This is a genomic window from Nitrospiria bacterium (assembly GCA_035498035.1).
Taxonomy (GTDB): Bacteria; Nitrospirota; Nitrospiria; order JACQBZ01; family JACQBZ01; genus JACQBZ01.
Genome location: DATKAN010000038.1, coordinates 22,414 through 39,308 on the forward strand (window position 1 = coordinate 22,414; position 16,895 = coordinate 39,308).

The window sequence follows — 16,895 nt, forward strand, 5'->3', positions numbered from 1 at the left end:
AAAAGATGACCGACAATGAGAAAATCGGACGCCAATTGAATTTCCATTTTTGGATCCTCGTGCTTTTTGTCCTGTCGGCCATTGCGACGGCTTCGGGCGCGGCGCGGGCGGAGGAATCCAGGGAGGTCAAGGCGGACGAGAAGAAGCTGGGGACCCTCGACCCGGCGACCTTCGTCCCGAAATCGCTTGTTTACAGTTCGGACGGGCGGCACGCCATCTGGCTGATTCGAAGCCAAGATCAATATCAAGTTCTGGTGGACGGAACCCCCGGTCCCCTATTCGACGGGACCTTCCGGCCCCCCGTCTTTCTGAGCCCGGACGGCCGACACGCGGCCTACGTCGTGGAAAATCAAAAAGACCGTCGCCTGTCCGTGATCAGCGACCAAACGGTCGGACCGGCGTTTGAGAGCATTCTTCGGGGGACGCCGGTTTTCAGCCCGGACAGCCGGCACATCGCCTACGCGGGGGAGAATCAGGAAAAGCACCGGGTTTTACTCGACGGAAAACCGGGCCCCGAATACGAGCTGGTCGGCCACCTTTCCTTCAGTCCCGACAGCCGGCGTTTCGTGTACGCCGCCCAAAAGGATAAAAGAAGGTTCGTGGTGGTCGACGGTGTTCCCGGTCCCCCCTACGATGACGTTTATCCCACCGGTTTCAGCCCCGACAGCCGACACGTCGTCTATTACGCGACCCAGGGGAAAAAACAACGGATCATCGTGGACGATCATCCGGGGCCGGAATATGACGGGATCGGCCCGCTTCATTTCAATCCGGCTCAGGGGACCTTGCCTCCTTCCCTCGGCTACATCGGTCTGCTCGGAAAGGATTTGATCGAGGTGACGCAGCCCTTGCCGTGATTCCCTCGGTCATTTTGCGTCCGGCCGGGGGGCGCGGCGGAGCCGTTCCTCCCGATCGGAATCGACCTCCGAAAGTCGGAGGCCGAATCGGGTGAACGTCTCGCGGATTCTCGTCACGCAGCGAAGGGCCAGCTCCGGCTCCTTTCGGTCCTCGTAGATGTCGGCCAGGCCCCTCAGGGCCTCGGCCTCCCCCGAGGGGTTTCCCACCTGGCCGAAATGGGTGTAGGAATAGTTGAAACAGGTCTCGGCCTTGCGGTCCTTCCCCAGCTGGCGATAGGCGCGGCCGAGCTGGCCCCATGCGGCGGCCAGGCCTTCCTCGTTGCCGGTTTTTTTGTGGAGATCGATCGCGCGTTTGAGAAATGAAACCGCCTCGCCCGGGCGCCGGCCGTCCATTTCCAGCAGCCCCAGATTTCCGTACAGCAAGCCCAGGGAGAAGTCGTCCCGGACGGACCGGAGCAGCTCCTCCGCCTCCAGATAATAGGCGCGCGAACGTTCCGTCTCGCCGAGCTCCCTCGACAGGTTGCCGAGATTGACCAGGGTCTGGCCCGCCAGACGCTCGTCCGGATTCATTCGCAGCTGTTCCAGGACTTCCCGATAGAGGGACCGGGCCCTTTCCTTTTCATTCAACGCGGCATAGACGTTTCCGAGGTTTCCAATCACGGCCGCAAGCAGCCGCGGGTTGTTTGATCCCCGGACTTCCTCCCGCGCGGTCTCAAAACATCGACGCGCGCCCTCCAGGTCCCCCCGGTGGAGGAGCAGGGCCCCCTGAACATAGGCGGCCGGAAAACTTATAGCGCCGCTGTCCGATTCGTTTGGCATCCGATTCCAATCCGCCGGTCTGTTTACAGCGCCATCAGCGTTCTGATCATCTTCGCATTTTGGACGGCGTAGCCGTTGAGCGTGTTGTTGAAATAGACATGGACCGTCTTACCGTCGTCTAAAAGCGGCCGGATTCGCCCGGCCCAGGCCCGGAGTTCTTTATCGGAATAGCGAGAGGCAAAAAGGTCCCCGGGGCCGTGAAATCGGTAATAGACGATGTCGGCCGTGACCTCCTCGACGCAGGGGTAGCGGGAGGATTGGGCGATGCAAAGCGTGGCCCCGGCCTCACGCAGTATCGAATAGGTCTTCTCGGTAAACCAGGAGGCATGCCGGAATTCGAAAACCGGGTGAACCGGGGACGGGGAGGAATCCTTCCGCAGGAGATCCAGGAACCGGGACAGTCTTTTCCAGTCGGCGCGAAACCCCGGAGGGAACTGCAGCAGCACAGGGCCCAGGCGCCCTCCCAACGTTCGCGCGCCGTCCGAGAACTTTTTCCATGATTTTCCCGCTCGAAAGAGTTTCTGGATATGGGTGATATAACGGCTGGCCTTGACCGCAAAAAGGAAGTCCTCCGCGACGGCCCCGGCCCACTTTTGGTAGGTCGAAACCTTCGGGAGGTGATAGAAGGAATAATTCACCTCGACCGTATCGAAATGCTTTGCGTAAAACGCCAGGCGGTCCTGAGTCGCCTTGACCCCTTCCGGATAGAACAGCCGGTCCCATTCCCCGTAAGCCCACCCCGAAGTTCCGACGCGCAAGCGCGGTTTCATATCTTCCTCCGAGCGTATAAGATGAACACATTCCTGCGGCGGGTGTCAAACAATTCCGGGGGTTCCTTGTTTCCGTACATGACCCGAAGGCCAGGGGTGGAGAAACCGATCGGGCGCCCGAGGACGAATTAAAATCCAAACGACCCCCCGGGATGCCGTAACGGCTGCGTCCCAGGCCCATCCGAACCCGCCCGGGATCCCAATCCCCCTCGGACGCATAGGATCGGTGACGGAATCCCTTGTCGAGGGCCATGCATCATCCGAGGCAGCGGGTGTTTCGGCGGGTTGATTTTCAACCCCCGATGGATTATGATAAGCCTTCTCACCTCTTTAATTGACCGGTGAATTATGCCCCGTTCCAAAACGTCGTTTGTTTGCCAGAACTGCGGTTATTCTTCCCCGAAATGGCTTGGAAAATGTCCGGACTGCGATCAATGGAACAGCCTTCAGGAGGAGTCGGCGGTTCCGGCCGCGGCGTCCCGCTGGATGGCCTCGAATCGGGAACCGCAGAAGCCCCGGCCGATCGGCGAGATTCCGCAGGCGGCGGACGATCGTTTCAGCACCGGGATGGGAGAGCTGGACCGTGTCCTGGGCGGCGGGGTCGTGGCCGGCTCGATGGTGCTCATCGGCGGCGATCCGGGCATTGGTAAATCGACGCTGCTTCTCCAGGCCTTTCAAAAGATCAGCCGGGATCGGCCGGTACTTTACGTCTCCGGAGAGGAGTCGCCGCACCAGATCAAGATGCGCGGGGAGCGCCTGGGCGTCGATTCCAGGAACCTGCTGATCCTTTCCGAGACGTCGCTGGAAGAAATATTGAAAACCGCCCAGTCGATGAGGCCCCGCGCGATCGTGATCGATTCGATCCAGACGGTTTACACCGCCCAGATCACCTCCGCGCCCGGAAGCGTCAGCCAGATCCGGGAATCGGCGGCCCAGTTGATGGTCCACGCGAAACAGACCAACACCCCGACGTTCCTGGTCGGCCATGTCACAAAGGACGGCTCGATCGCCGGTCCGCGCATCCTGGAACATATGGTCGATACGGTGCTTTATTTCGAGGGAGACAAGGGGCATCCGTACCGGATCCTCCGGGCCGTGAAAAATCGCTTCGGCTCGACGAACGAGATCGGCGTTTTCGAGATGAAATCGCTGGGCTTGGAAGAGGTCTCGAATCCCTCCGAGCTGTTTTTGAGCGAACGGCCGTCGAACACGGCCGGCTCGGTGGTCGTCTCCAGCATCGAGGGGACGCGGCCGATCCTGGTGGAGTTGCAGGCGCTGGTCAGCCCGACCAATTTCGGACTGCCCCGACGCATGGCGATCGGCGTGGACCCCAACCGGGTTTCGCTTCTTCTCGCCGTCCTGGAAAAACGCGCCGGGCTGCAGCTCCAGGGACAGGATGTCTTCATCAACGTGGTCGGGGGAATGCAGATCGACGAGCCCGCGGTGGACCTGGGGATCGTGGCGGCCGTCGCGTCGGGGTTCCGGGAGCGGCCGCTGGATCCCAAGATTCTCGTGTTGGGCGAGGTGGGGCTGGGGGGAGAGGTGCGCGCGATCCATCAACCCGAGGTCCGGCTTCGGGAGGCGGCGAAGATGGGCTTCAAGCAATGCCTGTTGCCGGAGCGGAACCGGGCGCGGCTGAGCGGCGTCGACGGAATCGATTTGATCGGCATCGGGACCCTCCGCCAAGCCCTGGAGAATTTATTTGGAAAATAAACGGCGGCTGAAACGATCAGGGGCTTTCCCGAGTGAATAGAGGGTGGGGAAGAGGGTCGCGGTTGATCCCGGGTTTGATGATTGTCCTGATCGCCGGATGCGTTCCGCGTTATTCGGTTGCGCCCGGACCGCCGCTTCGCTCGGCGTCCCTCCAGGACCTCCTCAATGGCCTGGACCGCCGGACGCAGGCGATCGACACGCTCAAGGCCCTGATGAAGATTCGGTCGGAAAGGCAGGCCGGCCTTACGGCGAGCCTGCATTTCTCCCGTTCACCCGAGGGCGTCCCGCCGTCCCTCCGGTTGAGAGGGTTTGATCCGTTCGGGGGGACCCTGTTCGACCTGGTTTGGTCGAACAACCGGGTCCTGTTGACGATTCCGGGCCAAGGACGGGCGCTGGAGAGCGGGCCGGAAAAGGGCGGGGGGCCGTCGCTGCCGCCCGAATTCGGACTGGAAGCGGCCGAGCTGCGGCTGGCCGTCTCGGCGATGGTCGGTCCCTTTGTCGAGCCCGGTGAAATTCCGGTCCTGGAGGAGACGGGGTCGGACTATTTGATCCATTTGATCCGCGTTTCGGGCGGGGAAGGCCGCCTGACGAAGCGGCTTTGGATCGAACGCAGCCGTTTCCGATTGATCCGTGAAGAAATATTTGAACGGGCCCCTTCGACGGAGGGTCTCCATTCCGGGGCCGCGAGCGAGGAGGGGGCGACCGTTGTGGAATTCATCGATTATCAACCTCGATCGGTCCCGGCGGGCGCGGAGATCGACTGGCCCGGCCGGGTGATCGTCACGCGGCCCGGATACGGGGCCGGCCGGGGAAACCGTCTCGAACTGGATTTTGTCGAGGTCCATCCGAACGCGGCGATTTCTCCCGAGGAGTACAGGATTCCGTGAAGGAAGGGCGATGAGGATACTGGGCATAGAGACCGCGACCGGCCTGGGGGGCGTGGCCCTGATCGAGGGCGAGACGCTTCGGGCCGAATACCGGATCGACATGACGATGGCGCATGCCGAGCGGCTGATGGTCCTGATCGACCGGGTGCTCCGGGACAGCGGCCGGGGTCCGGATGATCTGGACGCCCTGGCCGTTTCGATCGGGCCGGGCTCATTCACGGGACTGCGCGTCGCGGTGAACACGGTGAAGGGTCTGTTGTTCGGAAGACCGATTCCCGTCGCGGCGGTGCCGACCCTGGAGGCCATGGCCTGGAACGCCTCGGCCGGGGGGTATGCCGTCTGTCCGATGATTGACGCCAAGAAGCAGGAGGTGTACGCGGCCCTGTTCTCGAGCGAGGCCGGCGGGACGCTCAAGCGCGTGATGGAGGATCGGGTCATTTCGGCGGAGGCCCTGTGCGAGCACCTGTCAAGGTCGCCGGGTCCTCCGACCGTCTTTCTGGGAGACGGGGCCGCGCGATACCGGGACGTTTTGCAAAAACGACTCGGTCACCGGGCCGTCTTTGTTCCCCCGCCGTTGTCGGATTCCCTTCCCTCCATGGTCGCCCGGCTGGGTCTCCAGCGGATTCAACGGGGCGAGGCGTCGGACGCCGGGACCCTGGTCCCGGTCTATGTCCGGCGGTCGGATGCGGAGGTCAATTGGGAAAAGGGCGTCACCCCGCGAAAATTAAATCTCAAACGGGTGTCGGGCCGGTCGAACCGGTGATGAGACACGGGGAGGTGGGCCGGGATCAAAAAATATCGATACGGCCGATGACCCCGGCCGACCTGGACGAGGTGATGCCGATCGAGCAGGCGTCCTACACCACGCCCTGGAAGCGGTCGATGTTTGAGTCGGATCTGCAGGGCAACCCCTTCGCCCGGTTCTTCGTGGCCCGGGATTCCGAGCGGGGTGCGGTGGTCGGCTACGTCTGTTTCTGGAAGGTGTTTTCCGAGCTGCATCTCATGAATCTGTCGGTCCATCCGGACCGGCGGCGTCTGGGAATCGGGGAAACGCTGGGTCGTTGGACCCTGACGTGGGCCGGGGAAAACGACATTTCTTTGATCACGCTGGAGGTGAGGGCCTCCAACGAGGCCGCGAAACGGCTGTACGAGAAACTGGGTTTTAAGCTCGTGGCGGTTCGGCGCAACTATTACCGCGATCCGAGCGAGGACGCCTTGATCATGAATTGGTCCGAGGGATGAGCATCCCGGAAAGGAGATCGGCCATGCTGAATGAACGGATGGAGTTTCGAGAAGTCTTGCGCCAACGGAATTCGGAATTTCAGAAGCTGGAGGAAGTGCATCATCGCCTGGAGGAGGAATTGAACGCTTTGACCCGACGCAAGACCCTGACGCCGCAGGAGGAGTCGCACAAAAAACAGATCCAGGTGGAAAAATTGCACACGAAAGATCGCATGGAAGCGATCCTTCGCGATTATCTGAAACAGCACGAGACACCTTCCTGAGGCGGAAAATGTTTGGGATCGGACTGCCGGAACTGATCGTGATCCTGGTCATCGCCCTGCTGGTCCTGGGCCCCCAGCGCCTTCCGGAAGTGGCGCGCGCCCTCGGCCGGGGCATGGCGGAGTTGAAGCGCGCCACACAGGACCTCAAGGACGAGTTCGACGCCGAGGCCCGAAAGATGGATGAGCCGGTCGAGGCCAAGTCGCATGGGCCGTTGCCGACGGGCGGGAGGGCCCTGCCGTCTCAGGAATCCGGAGCCTCCGGCCCATCCTCCGAGGAGAAACCGTCATGACAGCCCTTCGCGGCCGTCCCGATGAAGCGTCTCGGATGCCGATCACCGGCCATCTGGAAGAGCTCCGAAGCCGGCTGCTCAGGGTGGTCTGGGCCCTTCTCGTCGGAATGGCGCTCGCGTACACGGTCTCGGACGATCTTGTCGGATGGCTCAAGCGGCCGCTGGCGGCCGATCTGTATTTTTTTTCCCCGATGGAGGCCTTCTGGGTGACGATCAAGGTGTCATTTTTCGCGGGAATTTTCCTGTCCCTCCCGGTGGCGCTCTACCAGATCTGGCGCTTCGTCTCGCCCGGCCTCCTTTCCCACGAACGGCGCCTGGCCGCGCCCTTCGTGCTGCTCGGCTGTCTGTTTTTTGTAGCGGGACTGGCCTTCTGCTATTTCGTCGTCGCGCCGTTTGCGCTGAATTTCCTGGTGGGGTTCGGGGTGCAGCAGGGCTTGAAGCCGGTCTTCTCGATCGGGCTTTATATCGACTTTCTCCTCAAGTTTCTGCTGGCCTTCGGCCTGGTTTTCGAGCTGCCCTTGGCGATCACGATCCTGGCCAAGCTGGGGCTCGTGACGCCGCAGTTTCTGTCGCGCCGGCGCCGCTACGCGATTTTGGTGAACGCGATCCTCGCCGCGATTCTCACCCCCACGACGGATGTCTTTAACATGATGCTGATGATGGTCCCCCTGCTGATTTTCTACGAACTGGGGATCTGGGGCGCCCGGCTCTTCGGACGGAAACCGATCCGGTCCGGGGTGGCCGAGGAGGCCAAGGGCGAGGCCTGATGCCAGAGGAGGGGAATTTGAATCCGCATAGCGAGCACAATCCCCGCCTGGAAGGCGGGGTTAGCGAGCGAATTAAAATGGAGATTTTGTCCACCCGGATCGAAGAATCCCCGGCCGGAACGCCGGGGTTCTTCAAACGACGATACCGTATCATCATGACCTTCTTAGGGTTGGGTTTGATCGTCTGGATCGCGGCGGGCCATCCTCCAACCGCGATAAGCCAGACGGAAATGCCGGATCCCCGAAACAGCGTTCAGGCCCTGGCGCTGGACCCGGATGGGACCCTGTTCATGGGGACGTTTGGGAACGGAATTTATAAGAGTCGGGACGGCGGCCTTCATTGGGAAGCGATCTCGGAGGGATTGGGCGATCCTTACATCATGACCCTGCTGATCCGGCCGTCTCCCGAGAAAAAGCCGGGTGTTTCGAAAACGATCATGTTCGCCGGGACGGCCCGGCTCGGCGTTTTCCGGAGCCGGGATGCCGGGCTTCATTGGGAGCATGTGAACGCCGGCCTCGCCAACACCCAGGTTTCGGCGCTGCTTTACGATTCCAGGAACAAGCTCTACGCCGCCACGGGGGACGGCGTGTTTCGAAGCGAGGATCACGGCGATCACTGGACGGCCCACAACACCGGACTGAGCGACGTCCTGGTGCGCTCCCTGATCATCGATCGCGAGGGAACCCTGTATGCCGGGACCGGAGGCAAGGGACTTTACAAGCGCAAACTCAGTCAGGAAAACTGGGAGCGGCTGTCCCGGGGGTTCGAGGGCGATCGGGGGCTTCTGGAGAATTTTATCCGCGTCCTGACCCTCGGGGCGGACGGGACCGTTTACGCCGGAACCTTCGACGGCGGGATCTACACATCCCGGGATGGAGGAAAAAGCTGGAACGACCTGAACCAGGGTCTGGTCAATCAGTCCATCCGGGCGATCCTCATCGGCAAGGACGGCGTGTTGTATCTCGGCACCGGCCGGGGGGTCTTCGCGCGCTCACCGAAAGACACCCGCTGGAACTCGATCAACGGGGCGCTGGAGGATCTCAACATCCAATCGATGGTGATCGACGGGGAAGGTCATATCTATGCCGGCACGGCGCGGCATTTGTATAAAGGCTCGGCCAAGGGCGACTGGGCCCCCCTTACGGAGGAGCTGTTCCACTCGAAGAAGGGGATGTGAGGAAGGGCGGCGATGGCGCACGATCCGTTGAATATCCTGATCATCCATGGGATGGGCGATCAGCCCAAGGATTTCTCGATCGGCTTTCAGAAAGAGCTCCTTTCGAAATTTAACACGTCCCTGGCCTACTTGGCCAAGGATTATGCGGTTTCGAAGCCTTCCGGGGCCGAGCCCATGAATTTCATCTCGGGCTGGTGGGCCCCGGTCATGGACGCGACGCAGAAGGAGCTGGAGAGGAGAATTTATAATAAGAAGATTCCCTTTCTCCGGAAATTCGGGATGGGCTTCATGGGGGATGTGGTCGCGTATCAGGGCCGGCCCGTTTACAACGAGATTCACCGACATCTCGCCGAAGCGCTCCGCGCCCATCTCAAATCCGGGAGCGGGCATCTCACGATCATCGCCCACAGCCTCGGGAGCGTGATCGCCTCCGATTTCGTGTACGATCACACGCTCAAGATCGGAAAAACCTTCCAGGACGGCTTCGGCGTCTCCTTCTCGAACTTCTTCACGCTGGGCTCTCCGCTGGTCCTCTACGCCATGCGTTCCGCCAACGGGGAGGCCTTCAGTCCGGGCAGGCTCCTGGATCATTTTGACCGGCCGGTGAGGGTCGAATCCGAAACGGGTTGCTGGCTGAACCTCGTTGACGACAACGATATCATCGGTTACCCGATCAAGACGATCAACCGTTTCTATCGGGAGGCCGTGACGGCGGATCTCACCGTGGACGTCGGGGATTTCCTCACACGGTGGAACCCGTTGAGCCACGCGCATTACTGGGACAATGGCGGGGTCGGCCGGATCATCGCCGATAAGCTCGCGATTGATTTTGCCGGGATCCATCTGGGCTTGAAAGGGCCCGACCTCCAAGCGGCGCTGGTCCATTTCCATCGGCGTTACGGGTTGTGATGAAGCCGAGCCGTTTCGTCCTCATCGTCGCGATCGTCGTCCTGTTCGGTTCGGTTCTGTCCGTTCCGGAAGGCCGGGCCGGGTTTTCCGAGCGGCCGGTGGCGACGGGTCTCGATTTTCCGGTGGCGATGGCCTTCTCCCCCGACGGTCGTCTTTTCTTTACGGAGCGTTTTTCCGGCCAGGTCCGGCTGATTGCGGACCCCACCTCCGCCCATCCCCGTCTCCTTCCCGGCGCGGTTTACCGGTTCGGTCCGGTCTCGACCTTTTTCGAACGGGGCCTTCTCGGGCTGGCGCTCGATCCCGATTTTCAGACCAACGGTCGCCTCTACGTCTATTATTCCCACCGGGGCCGGAATTCCAAGACCGATCCCTACCGCCATCGCCTGATGCGGATCACGGTGAAGGGCGATCGCGGGGATGCGCCGGTCGCCCTCCTGGACCGCCTTCCGATCGGAAGCGACTCCGAGTCGGGGGCCGGAAATCACAACGGCGGCATCCTGGTCTTCGGGCCGGACGGCAAGCTGTACCTCAGCATCGGGGAACTCGCCACCCCCGGAAACTCCCAGAATCTGGATTCCTTCGCCGGGAAGATCCTGCGCTTGAATCCGGACGGCACGGCCCCGACCGACAATCCCTTCTACGATCCCAAGCGTCCGACCTCGCCCCGGTCCTACGTGTACGCGCTCGGTCTGCGGAACAGTTTTGGTTTGACCTTCGGGCCCGGTCCTCCCGGGCAGGCCCGCTTGTTCGCCACCGAGAACGGTCCCGCGACCAATGACGAATTGGATCTCATCGAGCCGGGGAAAAATTACGGCTGGGATGACGACCGGGTCAGCGGGATCCGAAACAAACCGGGGTATGTCGATCCGATCCTGGTCTACCGCCGGACGATCGCGCCCACCGGGATCGTCTACTACACCGGCGCGGGTTATCCGGAACGGTATCGGGGGCATCTGTTTTTTGCGGACTGGAACGAGGGACGGATTCGCATGGTGACCCTCGCCGGTCGCGATTCGGTCCCCGCGGCCGGCGGGGCGGAGGATCTCTTCCGCCATCGCGGCGAAGGGGTGGTCGGTCTGGCCGCGGGCCCCGACGGGCTTCTTTATTTCACGACCCCCAAGGGAATTTATCGCCTGGTCTATGATGATGCGCATTGATCCGGCCCGGGTGCTCGACAAAGCCGGGCCCCGCATCATCCGGATCGACGGATGGCTGTGCGGCGGGCTGCGATGGCTGGCCGTCGGATTGTTCTTAGTCGCGGGCTGCGGTATCGATAAACCCTTCATTTATCATCCCGAACGTGAAATCCAGGCCACCCCGGAATCGGTCGGGCTATCCTACGACGACGTCTATTTCAAAACTGCCGACGGCGTCAGCCTGAACGGGTGGTTCGTCCCCGGCCCGGATCCGTCCAAGGTGATGATCTGGTTTCACGGCAACGGCGGAAACATGAGCCATCGCGTCAAGCGGCTTCGGCTGTTTCACGACGAGCTGGGTCTCTCGGTCTTTCTCTTCGATTACCGTGAGTACGGCCGGAGCGGGGGATCGGTTTCGGAAGAGGGCACATACCAGGACGCCCAGGCGGCCCTGCGGTATTTGAAAACCCGCACCGGGCTGTTGGCGAATCGGATCATCTATTTTGGCCACTCGCTCGGAAGCGCCGTGGCCGTCCATCTGGCCGTGGAAGCTCCCCCGCGCGCCTTGATCCTGGAGTCCCCCATCACCTCGATCGACGATATGGCCCGTGTGAAGCTCCCGTACCTCCCCGTCGGGTTCATGATCCACGACAAGTATGACGCGTTTTCCAGGATCGGCAAGGTCCATGCGCCCCTTCTGGTCCTCCATGGCGACCGCGATGAGGTCGTTCCGTTTGATCAGGGCCGTCGATTGTTCGAGGCCGCCAATCCTCCCAAGGTGTTTTATGTCATCCCGGACGCCCATCACAACGACACCTTCACCGCCGGCGGTCAACCGTACTGGAAGGCCTGGAAGCGATTTTTGGACCGCCTCGAATGACCGGTCGTTTGTAGGTTTCACGATAAGCGGTGGTCCTCTTCGTTTGCCTGACAGGGTGTCGCGTGGACAAGGCGTTTATTTATTTTCCCAGCCGCGAGATCGAGGCCACGCCGGCGTCGGTCGGCCTGGCCTACGACGACGTCTATTTCAAGACGGCCGACGGGGTGCGCTTGAACGGCTGGTTCGTGGCCGGTCCGGGACCGGAATCCGGATCGCATGCCGTGATGATCTGGTTTCACGGCAATGCCGGGAATATCGGCCACCGGGTGGAGAATCTCCTCCGGTTTCACGACGAACTGGGCGTATCGGTCTTTATCTTCGACTATCGCGAATACGGGCGGAGCGGGGGATCGGTTTCGGAGGAAGGAACGTACCGGGACGCCGAAGCCGCCTTGGATTATGTAAAATCCCGGACCGGTTTTCCCGCAGACCGGATCCTCTATTTCGGCCGATCCCTTGGGGCCGCCGTGGCGGTCGAGCTGGCGCTGAAGGCCCCGCCCCGCGCCTTGATCCTTGAGACGCCCATGACCTCGATCCGGGAGATGGCCAGGGCGCACTACCCTTCCCTTCCGCTCGGCCCCCTAATTCGCACCGAGTATGATTCCCTTTCGAAGATCGGGAGGATCCGCGTGCCGCTTCTGATTTTACACGGGGATCGGGACGAGATCGTTCCGATCGATCAGGGCCGCCGGCTGTTCGAGGCCGCGAACCCGCCCAAGGAATTCTACCCCATCCCCGGCGCCTCCCACAACGATACCTATGTCGTCGGCGGTCCGCCGTACTGGAAGGCCTGGCGGAAATTCCTGAACGGACTTCCCTGAGTCGCGCCGGTCCGGATCAGTCCGATACGATTCGGAAGGCGGGCGGGCTGATCCCCTCATGGCGGCATTGGGGGCAGCGGCTGGGGCTGGAATACCGCCGGCGGTCGGAAAAAACGAATCCGCAGCGGTTGCAGACGGAGGGCTCGATGATCAGCCGCTTCGGGGGATGGAGACTCTTCGCGACATGCTCCATGTGGGCGATCGCCTCTTTCTCCGAAATCCGGATCCTCTTGGAGAGATCCCGCGCCGTCATCGGGCCCTTCTCGAGCTCGGCCGTGATGCGTTGGCGGATGGTCATGTTGTCCGGGGATGACATAAACGGTTATGGATGCGTTGGCGTCTTAAGTGCGGCTAGGCGATAAACGACGGCCGAGATGATGATCACCGCGACGGTCAGGGCAAAAACCAAACCGCGCGGAATATCCATGTAGATCAGTTTTTCGAGATAGTGGGCGATAAAGGAGCCGGAATAGGAGCCGGACGGTGTTCGGTTCCAGAGCCAAAGCTCCAGATAGGTGAGAGGGCAGATCCAGTTGAAGGATTGCAGAAGCACGCTGTACGTTAACGCTCCCAAATGAAGCCACATCACCCGTCGCACCCGTCGGCCGATGAGGGCGCCTCCGATCAAGAAGAGGATCCAGGCGAAATGGATAACCACCACGGCATCGGCCGCGATGATGGTGATCGGACCCATGTTTTTCCCTCCGGACCGAATCCACGACGGGTCGAAACCGATTATAAGCGGAACTTGCCGAAAAGTCATCTTGGTGCTACCTTTAATTCTGTCGACCGGATTTCAGGGAGTCCCATGGCGCGAATCGACGGACTGTTTAAAATTCTCCGCGAAAAGAAAGGGTCCGACCTCCATCTGTCGCCCGACAATCCGCCCCTGATGCGGGTCGCGGGCGATCTGGTCCCGATGGCCTCCCAGAAACTGACCCACGAAGAAAATCACGCGCTGCTGTTCGAAATGATGAACGAGCCGCAGCGCAAGCAGTTCGAGGCGACCCGCGACATCGACTTCGCGTACGAGGTGGCCGAGTTGGAGGCCCGCTTTCGCGCGAACATCTTCTACGGCCGTCTGGGCATCGGCGCCGTTTTCCGGCTCATTCCGACGCAGATCCTGACCGTCGAGCAACTCGGGCTTCCTCCGGCCGTGCTGAAGTTCACGCGCCTCAAAAAGGGGCTGGTCGTGGTGACTGGTCCGACCGGAAGCGGGAAGTCCACGACGCTGGCGGCCATGATCGACCACATCAACAAGACTGAAAAGGAACATATCCTCACGGTCGAGGATCCGATCGAGTTCGTGCATGTCAGCCGGGGCTGCCTGATCAATCAACGGGAGGTGGGCCATCACACGAAATCGTTCGCGACGGCGCTCCGGGCCGCCCTGCGGGAGGACCCGGACATCATCCTGGTCGGCGAGATGCGCGATCTGGAGACGATCGAGCTGGCGATCACCGCGGCCGAGACCGGGCATCTGGTGTTCGGCACGCTGCACACCAACAGCGCGGCCAAGACGGTCGACCGGATCATCAACGTTTTCCCGACGGCCCAGCAGGAGCAGATCCGGGCGATGCTGGCCGAGTCGCTCCGGGGGGTGATCGCGCAGCAGCTTCTCAAGACCGTGGACGGCAAACGGTGCGCCGCCCTGGAAATCCTGTCGGTCACCCCGGCCGTCTCCAACCTGATCCGCGAAGGCAAAACCTTCCAGATCCCGTCCGTAATCCAGACCGGAAAGGCCGAGGGGATGCAATTGATGGATCAGGCGATCCAGGCGCTCCTGGCCGCGAAGAAAATCACGGTCGAGGAGGCCCAGAAATTCGCCGCGAACAAGTCGCTTTTCCAGTCCCCCGCGACGGGATCGCCGGCCCATGGATGAACGGCGCGTCGAAAAGGTCACGCAGCCGGTTTCCTTCGAGCTGGCGGACCGCCGCCGGCTGGACGGCGATGTCTTCCTCCAGCAGTACGAATCGCATCACACCGGGCGTCAGACCGTCGGGGATCTCCTGAACGAGGCCGTCCCGTTCATTCCGGTGAAGGCGGCCGGGAAAGTCGTGCTTCTCAACGCGGTCCAGATCGTCACCGCGGCCGTTCCCTCGAAATCCGAGAAGGACGATCTGATGACACTGGGAAAGCGGTACGCGATTCGGATCAAGACGACCCAGGACAAAGAAATTTCGGGAGATATTTTCGTCAACCTTCCCGAAGAATCCTCCCGCGTGAAGGATTATTTCAATCAGTCAACCCGGTTCTTCGCGATATTCCAGCCCGATTCGATTGTTTATGTGAACCCGAATTTTATCCTCACCGTGGAAGAGTGAGTCGCCCCGGACCGAATTGACGGCCTCCCCGTTGATGGTGTACATTCTGGGTCCATATGCTGTCATTCATCCATCTCCACGAGAAGGAACCGTCCTGAATCGATCAATGAACCATTTTATGGTCTGGATCGCCGCCTTCCTGTTCCTTTCCGGTTGTGTGTCCTCATCGAAATATCACACCCTGGAGGAGTCGTCGAAGGCCGAGCAGGAAAAACTCCGGCAGCAGATCGCCTCGCTCCAGACGCAGAAAGACGGGCTGGACAAGGATCTCGCGGCGCTCCGTCAGGAGAAGCAGACCGCCGAGACGGAGATCGCGTCCCTCAATGAAAAGCTGACGCGGCAGCTGCAACAGTCGGCCGCATTGGCGGCGCAGAAGGACGCCGAGATCCAGCAACTAAAGGGAACCTACGAAAGCCTCGTCAAGGATCTCAAGGGCGAGATCGAGCGGGGTGAGATCAAGGTGACCCAGGTCCGGGACAAGTTGACGGTGGACCTGGTCGAAAAAATCCTGTTCGATTCCGGCCGGGCCGAAGTGAAGCCGGGGGGCAAGGAGGTTCTGAAGAAAGTCGGCAACATCCTGAAGGACGTCAAGGACAAGGACATACGGATCGAAGGCTACACGGACAACGTCCCGATCGGGGAGAAGATCCGTAGCAAGTTTCCGACGAACTGGGAGCTTTCCACCCAGCGGGCGACGAACGTTCTCCGGTTTCTTCAGGATGAGGGGGGAGTGGACGGCGCGCGGCTCGTCGCCTCCGGATACGGCGAGCATCGGCCGATCGCCAGCAACGACACGCCCGAGGGCCGGGCCCAGAACCGCCGGATCGAGATCGTCCTGGTGCCTTCGGATATTCAAGGGGTGTTGAACGAACTGAAATAATTGGGCCGAGGAGTCGGGCGTCGATCCCGTTACGGAAACGGCGGCAGGGGGGCGTAGGACACCGGAAAACCCAGGAGCGTCTCCAGCCAGCCGGCCATTTCATTCTCCGGCAGCGGCGCGCGGTTCAGCCGGGCCTCGATCGCAAATCCGCCGCTTGTCCCGACCATGCCGACGATCACCCACGCGTTTTCCATCCACGGATAGAGCTCCTGAGTCTGAAATTCGCAGAGCGTCGCGTAGAGCCGTCCGTTGGGCGAAATCACGGAGAAGATCTCGGGCAACTCGTTGAATCGGCAATGGACGGAACAACGATACGCATACCGCGCCCCCGGCCCGGCGGTCTTAAAATCGTCCAGGGCGGATTCGGAGAATCCGGTGAGATAGGCCCGAATCTCCGCCGGTTCTCCGCCCCAGGTCGCGGCCAGACGTCCGGCCGGAACGAGAAACTCGTACGCATCCGGGAGGTTGTATTCAAATTGACAAGGGCCGAACGCATCCGGCCAGGAACAGAGCAAGGCCGCGTCCGGCTCGCCGGTCTCGAGAATGATCTTTTCGTTTTTCACACGGGTTTCGATCGGCAGATCAAGGAGCGATACGGCGGTTTGGAAGGCGCGCCGACGTTCATCAAGCCAGAGTTCCCGCCGGTCGTTTCCCCGCGTCTCGTCCGGCGTGATTACCTCGGCGGTCTGCAGGCGAACTCGAATGAAGGAATGTTGGTCGCGGAATCCGATCCAGAACATTCCCTCCGGGAGATGGGTCACCCAGCGCCCTTGCATTTTGCAGGGATGGCTGACCGAGCAGTAGGTTCCGGATCGCTTGTTCCGTTGAAAACAGGTATGATACGCGCCGGCCAGTAGAAAGAAATCCCCGCGCCAGCCCTCGCGGATATGCACCAACGTGACGTCTTCCTTCGGCCAGATATCCAGTTGATTGATTTCACGAGGTGCGGCCACCGGCCATTCCTCGACGTAGCCGATCATTTCTTTATCCCGTGTCGCCGGTTTTAATCCGAGTCCGGCCAAGCGTCCGCTCAACGCCGATACCTCACCCCATTGAAACGTCGCTTTTGATTCCCACCGCCGCTCGCGCATATGCGAAGCTCCGTATTAGTTTCGTTTTGAGCCGGCGGGTCCTGTCCTTCGGCAGCCCCATCCGTCCT

Annotated in this window: 21 protein-coding genes; 16 read left to right on the forward strand and 5 right to left on the reverse strand. The window is 61.2% G+C overall.

Going from position 1 to position 16,895, the window contains the following annotated elements; genetic code table 11:
* Window positions 1-5 precede the first annotated feature (5 nt).
* Window positions 6-857, forward strand: coding sequence for a hypothetical protein (locus tag VMN77_07710; GenBank protein ID HTN43667.1), 852 nt, complete (start codon window positions 6-8; stop codon window positions 855-857).
* Between the two features lie 9 nt (window positions 858-866).
* Here VMN77_07710 and VMN77_07715 read toward each other — a convergent pair whose 3' ends face one another.
* Entirely contained in the window at window positions 867-1,676 is an 810-nt protein-coding gene (locus VMN77_07715; GenBank protein HTN43668.1) for a tetratricopeptide repeat protein, read from the reverse strand.
* A 23-nt stretch (window positions 1,677-1,699) separates the two neighbouring features.
* Entirely contained in the window at window positions 1,700-2,446 is a 747-nt protein-coding gene (locus VMN77_07720) for a DUF72 domain-containing protein (GenBank protein HTN43669.1), read from the reverse strand.
* A 348-nt stretch (window positions 2,447-2,794) separates the two neighbouring features.
* Between VMN77_07720 and radA the strand changes: the two genes are divergently transcribed.
* The 12 genes from radA to VMN77_07780 all read left to right on the forward strand — a co-directional run bounded on the left by radA (window position 2,795) and on the right by VMN77_07780 (window position 12,532).
* Window positions 2,795-4,159, forward strand: coding sequence for a DNA repair protein RadA (gene radA, locus VMN77_07725; GenBank protein HTN43670.1), 1,365 nt, complete (start codon window positions 2,795-2,797; stop codon window positions 4,157-4,159).
* Window positions 4,160-4,221: 62 nt separating this feature from the next.
* Window positions 4,222-5,046, forward strand: a complete 825-nt coding sequence (locus tag VMN77_07730; protein ID HTN43671.1) for a hypothetical protein — start codon at window positions 4,222-4,224, stop codon at window positions 5,044-5,046.
* A gap of 10 nt (window positions 5,047-5,056) precedes the next feature.
* Window positions 5,057-5,809, forward strand: a complete 753-nt coding sequence (gene tsaB, locus VMN77_07735; protein HTN43672.1) for a tRNA (adenosine(37)-N6)-threonylcarbamoyltransferase complex dimerization subunit type 1 TsaB — start codon at window positions 5,057-5,059, stop codon at window positions 5,807-5,809.
* Window positions 5,809-6,288, forward strand: coding sequence for a ribosomal protein S18-alanine N-acetyltransferase (gene rimI / locus VMN77_07740; GenBank protein ID HTN43673.1), 480 nt, complete (start codon window positions 5,809-5,811; stop codon window positions 6,286-6,288). The genes tsaB and rimI overlap by 1 nt, the downstream gene beginning before the upstream one ends.
* A 23-nt stretch (window positions 6,289-6,311) precedes the next feature.
* Window positions 6,312-6,551: a DUF465 domain-containing protein gene (locus VMN77_07745; protein ID HTN43674.1), complete on the forward strand. Its 240-nt coding sequence runs from the start codon at window positions 6,312-6,314 to the stop codon at window positions 6,549-6,551.
* Window positions 6,552-6,559: 8 nt separating this feature from the next.
* Entirely contained in the window at window positions 6,560-6,841 is a 282-nt protein-coding gene (gene tatB / locus VMN77_07750) for a Sec-independent protein translocase protein TatB (protein ID HTN43675.1), read from the forward strand.
* Entirely contained in the window at window positions 6,838-7,608 is a 771-nt protein-coding gene (gene tatC, locus VMN77_07755; protein HTN43676.1) for a twin-arginine translocase subunit TatC, read from the forward strand. The genes tatB and tatC overlap by 4 nt, the downstream gene beginning before the upstream one ends.
* Before the next feature lie 17 nt (window positions 7,609-7,625).
* Entirely contained in the window at window positions 7,626-8,786 is a 1,161-nt protein-coding gene (locus tag VMN77_07760; GenBank protein ID HTN43677.1) for a hypothetical protein, read from the forward strand.
* A 12-nt stretch (window positions 8,787-8,798) separates the two neighbouring features.
* Window positions 8,799-9,695: a hypothetical protein gene (locus VMN77_07765; GenBank protein HTN43678.1), complete on the forward strand. Its 897-nt coding sequence runs from the start codon at window positions 8,799-8,801 to the stop codon at window positions 9,693-9,695.
* The gene (locus tag VMN77_07770; protein HTN43679.1) at window positions 9,695-10,852 is read left to right on the forward strand and encodes a PQQ-dependent sugar dehydrogenase; all 1,158 of its coding nucleotides are present in this window, start codon (window positions 9,695-9,697) and stop codon (window positions 10,850-10,852) included. Before VMN77_07765 ends, VMN77_07770 begins: the two co-directional genes overlap by 1 nt.
* Entirely contained in the window at window positions 10,836-11,711 is an 876-nt protein-coding gene (locus tag VMN77_07775) for an alpha/beta hydrolase (protein ID HTN43680.1), read from the forward strand. Before VMN77_07770 ends, VMN77_07775 begins: the two co-directional genes overlap by 17 nt.
* A 62-nt stretch (window positions 11,712-11,773) precedes the next feature.
* Window positions 11,774-12,532 (forward strand): alpha/beta hydrolase, encoded by a 759-nt coding sequence (locus VMN77_07780; GenBank protein ID HTN43681.1) that lies wholly within the window; start codon window positions 11,774-11,776, stop codon window positions 12,530-12,532.
* A gap of 16 nt (window positions 12,533-12,548) precedes the next feature.
* Here VMN77_07780 and VMN77_07785 read toward each other — a convergent pair whose 3' ends face one another.
* Together VMN77_07785 and VMN77_07790 are read right to left on the reverse strand one after the other, a co-directional pair.
* Window positions 12,549-12,830 (reverse strand): transcriptional regulator, encoded by a 282-nt coding sequence (locus VMN77_07785; protein ID HTN43682.1) that lies wholly within the window; start codon window positions 12,828-12,830, stop codon window positions 12,549-12,551.
* A 24-nt stretch (window positions 12,831-12,854) separates the two neighbouring features.
* Window positions 12,855-13,226: a DUF2784 domain-containing protein gene (locus VMN77_07790; GenBank protein ID HTN43683.1), complete on the reverse strand. Its 372-nt coding sequence runs from the start codon at window positions 13,224-13,226 to the stop codon at window positions 12,855-12,857.
* A 114-nt stretch (window positions 13,227-13,340) separates the two neighbouring features.
* Here VMN77_07790 and VMN77_07795 point away from each other — a divergent pair, with 114 nt between their 5' ends.
* From VMN77_07795 to VMN77_07805, 3 genes are all read left to right on the forward strand, one after another.
* Window positions 13,341-14,414, forward strand: a complete 1,074-nt coding sequence (locus tag VMN77_07795) for a type IV pilus twitching motility protein PilT (GenBank protein ID HTN43684.1) — start codon at window positions 13,341-13,343, stop codon at window positions 14,412-14,414.
* The gene (locus tag VMN77_07800) at window positions 14,407-14,856 is read left to right on the forward strand and encodes a hypothetical protein (GenBank protein ID HTN43685.1); all 450 of its coding nucleotides are present in this window, start codon (window positions 14,407-14,409) and stop codon (window positions 14,854-14,856) included. The genes VMN77_07795 and VMN77_07800 overlap by 8 nt, the downstream gene beginning before the upstream one ends.
* A 106-nt stretch (window positions 14,857-14,962) precedes the next feature.
* The gene (locus VMN77_07805; protein ID HTN43686.1) at window positions 14,963-15,736 is read left to right on the forward strand and encodes a flagellar motor protein MotB; all 774 of its coding nucleotides are present in this window, start codon (window positions 14,963-14,965) and stop codon (window positions 15,734-15,736) included.
* Window positions 15,737-15,765: 29 nt separating this feature from the next.
* Here VMN77_07805 and VMN77_07810 read toward each other — a convergent pair whose 3' ends face one another.
* Window positions 15,766-16,827, reverse strand: coding sequence for a hypothetical protein (locus tag VMN77_07810; GenBank protein ID HTN43687.1), 1,062 nt, complete (start codon window positions 16,825-16,827; stop codon window positions 15,766-15,768).
* Window positions 16,828-16,895: the final 68 nt, after the last annotated feature.

Coding starts and splice junctions, on each gene's coding strand:
- VMN77_07710 (HTN43667.1), top strand. CDS start 6: ATGACCGACAATGAGAAAATCGGACGCCAATTGAATTTCCATTTTTGG.
- VMN77_07715 (HTN43668.1), bottom strand. CDS start 1,676: ATGCCAAACGAATCGGACAGCGGCGCTATAAGTTTTCCGGCCGCCTAT.
- VMN77_07720 (HTN43669.1), bottom strand. CDS start 2,446: ATGAAACCGCGCTTGCGCGTCGGAACTTCGGGGTGGGCTTACGGGGAA.
- radA (HTN43670.1), top strand. CDS start 2,795: ATGCCCCGTTCCAAAACGTCGTTTGTTTGCCAGAACTGCGGTTATTCT.
- tsaB (HTN43672.1), top strand. CDS start 5,057: ATGAGGATACTGGGCATAGAGACCGCGACCGGCCTGGGGGGCGTGGCC.
- rimI (HTN43673.1), top strand. CDS start 5,809: ATGAGACACGGGGAGGTGGGCCGGGATCAAAAAATATCGATACGGCCG.
- VMN77_07745 (HTN43674.1), top strand. CDS start 6,312: ATGCTGAATGAACGGATGGAGTTTCGAGAAGTCTTGCGCCAACGGAAT.
- tatB (HTN43675.1), top strand. CDS start 6,560: ATGTTTGGGATCGGACTGCCGGAACTGATCGTGATCCTGGTCATCGCC.
- tatC (HTN43676.1), top strand. CDS start 6,838: ATGACAGCCCTTCGCGGCCGTCCCGATGAAGCGTCTCGGATGCCGATC.
- VMN77_07765 (HTN43678.1), top strand. CDS start 8,799: ATGGCGCACGATCCGTTGAATATCCTGATCATCCATGGGATGGGCGAT.
- VMN77_07770 (HTN43679.1), top strand. CDS start 9,695: ATGAAGCCGAGCCGTTTCGTCCTCATCGTCGCGATCGTCGTCCTGTTC.
- VMN77_07775 (HTN43680.1), top strand. CDS start 10,836: ATGATGATGCGCATTGATCCGGCCCGGGTGCTCGACAAAGCCGGGCCC.
- VMN77_07785 (HTN43682.1), bottom strand. CDS start 12,830: ATGACCATCCGCCAACGCATCACGGCCGAGCTCGAGAAGGGCCCGATG.
- VMN77_07790 (HTN43683.1), bottom strand. CDS start 13,226: ATGGGTCCGATCACCATCATCGCGGCCGATGCCGTGGTGGTTATCCAT.
- VMN77_07795 (HTN43684.1), top strand. CDS start 13,341: ATGGCGCGAATCGACGGACTGTTTAAAATTCTCCGCGAAAAGAAAGGG.
- VMN77_07800 (HTN43685.1), top strand. CDS start 14,407: ATGGATGAACGGCGCGTCGAAAAGGTCACGCAGCCGGTTTCCTTCGAG.
- VMN77_07805 (HTN43686.1), top strand. CDS start 14,963: ATGAACCATTTTATGGTCTGGATCGCCGCCTTCCTGTTCCTTTCCGGT.
- VMN77_07810 (HTN43687.1), bottom strand. CDS start 16,827: ATGCGCGAGCGGCGGTGGGAATCAAAAGCGACGTTTCAATGGGGTGAG.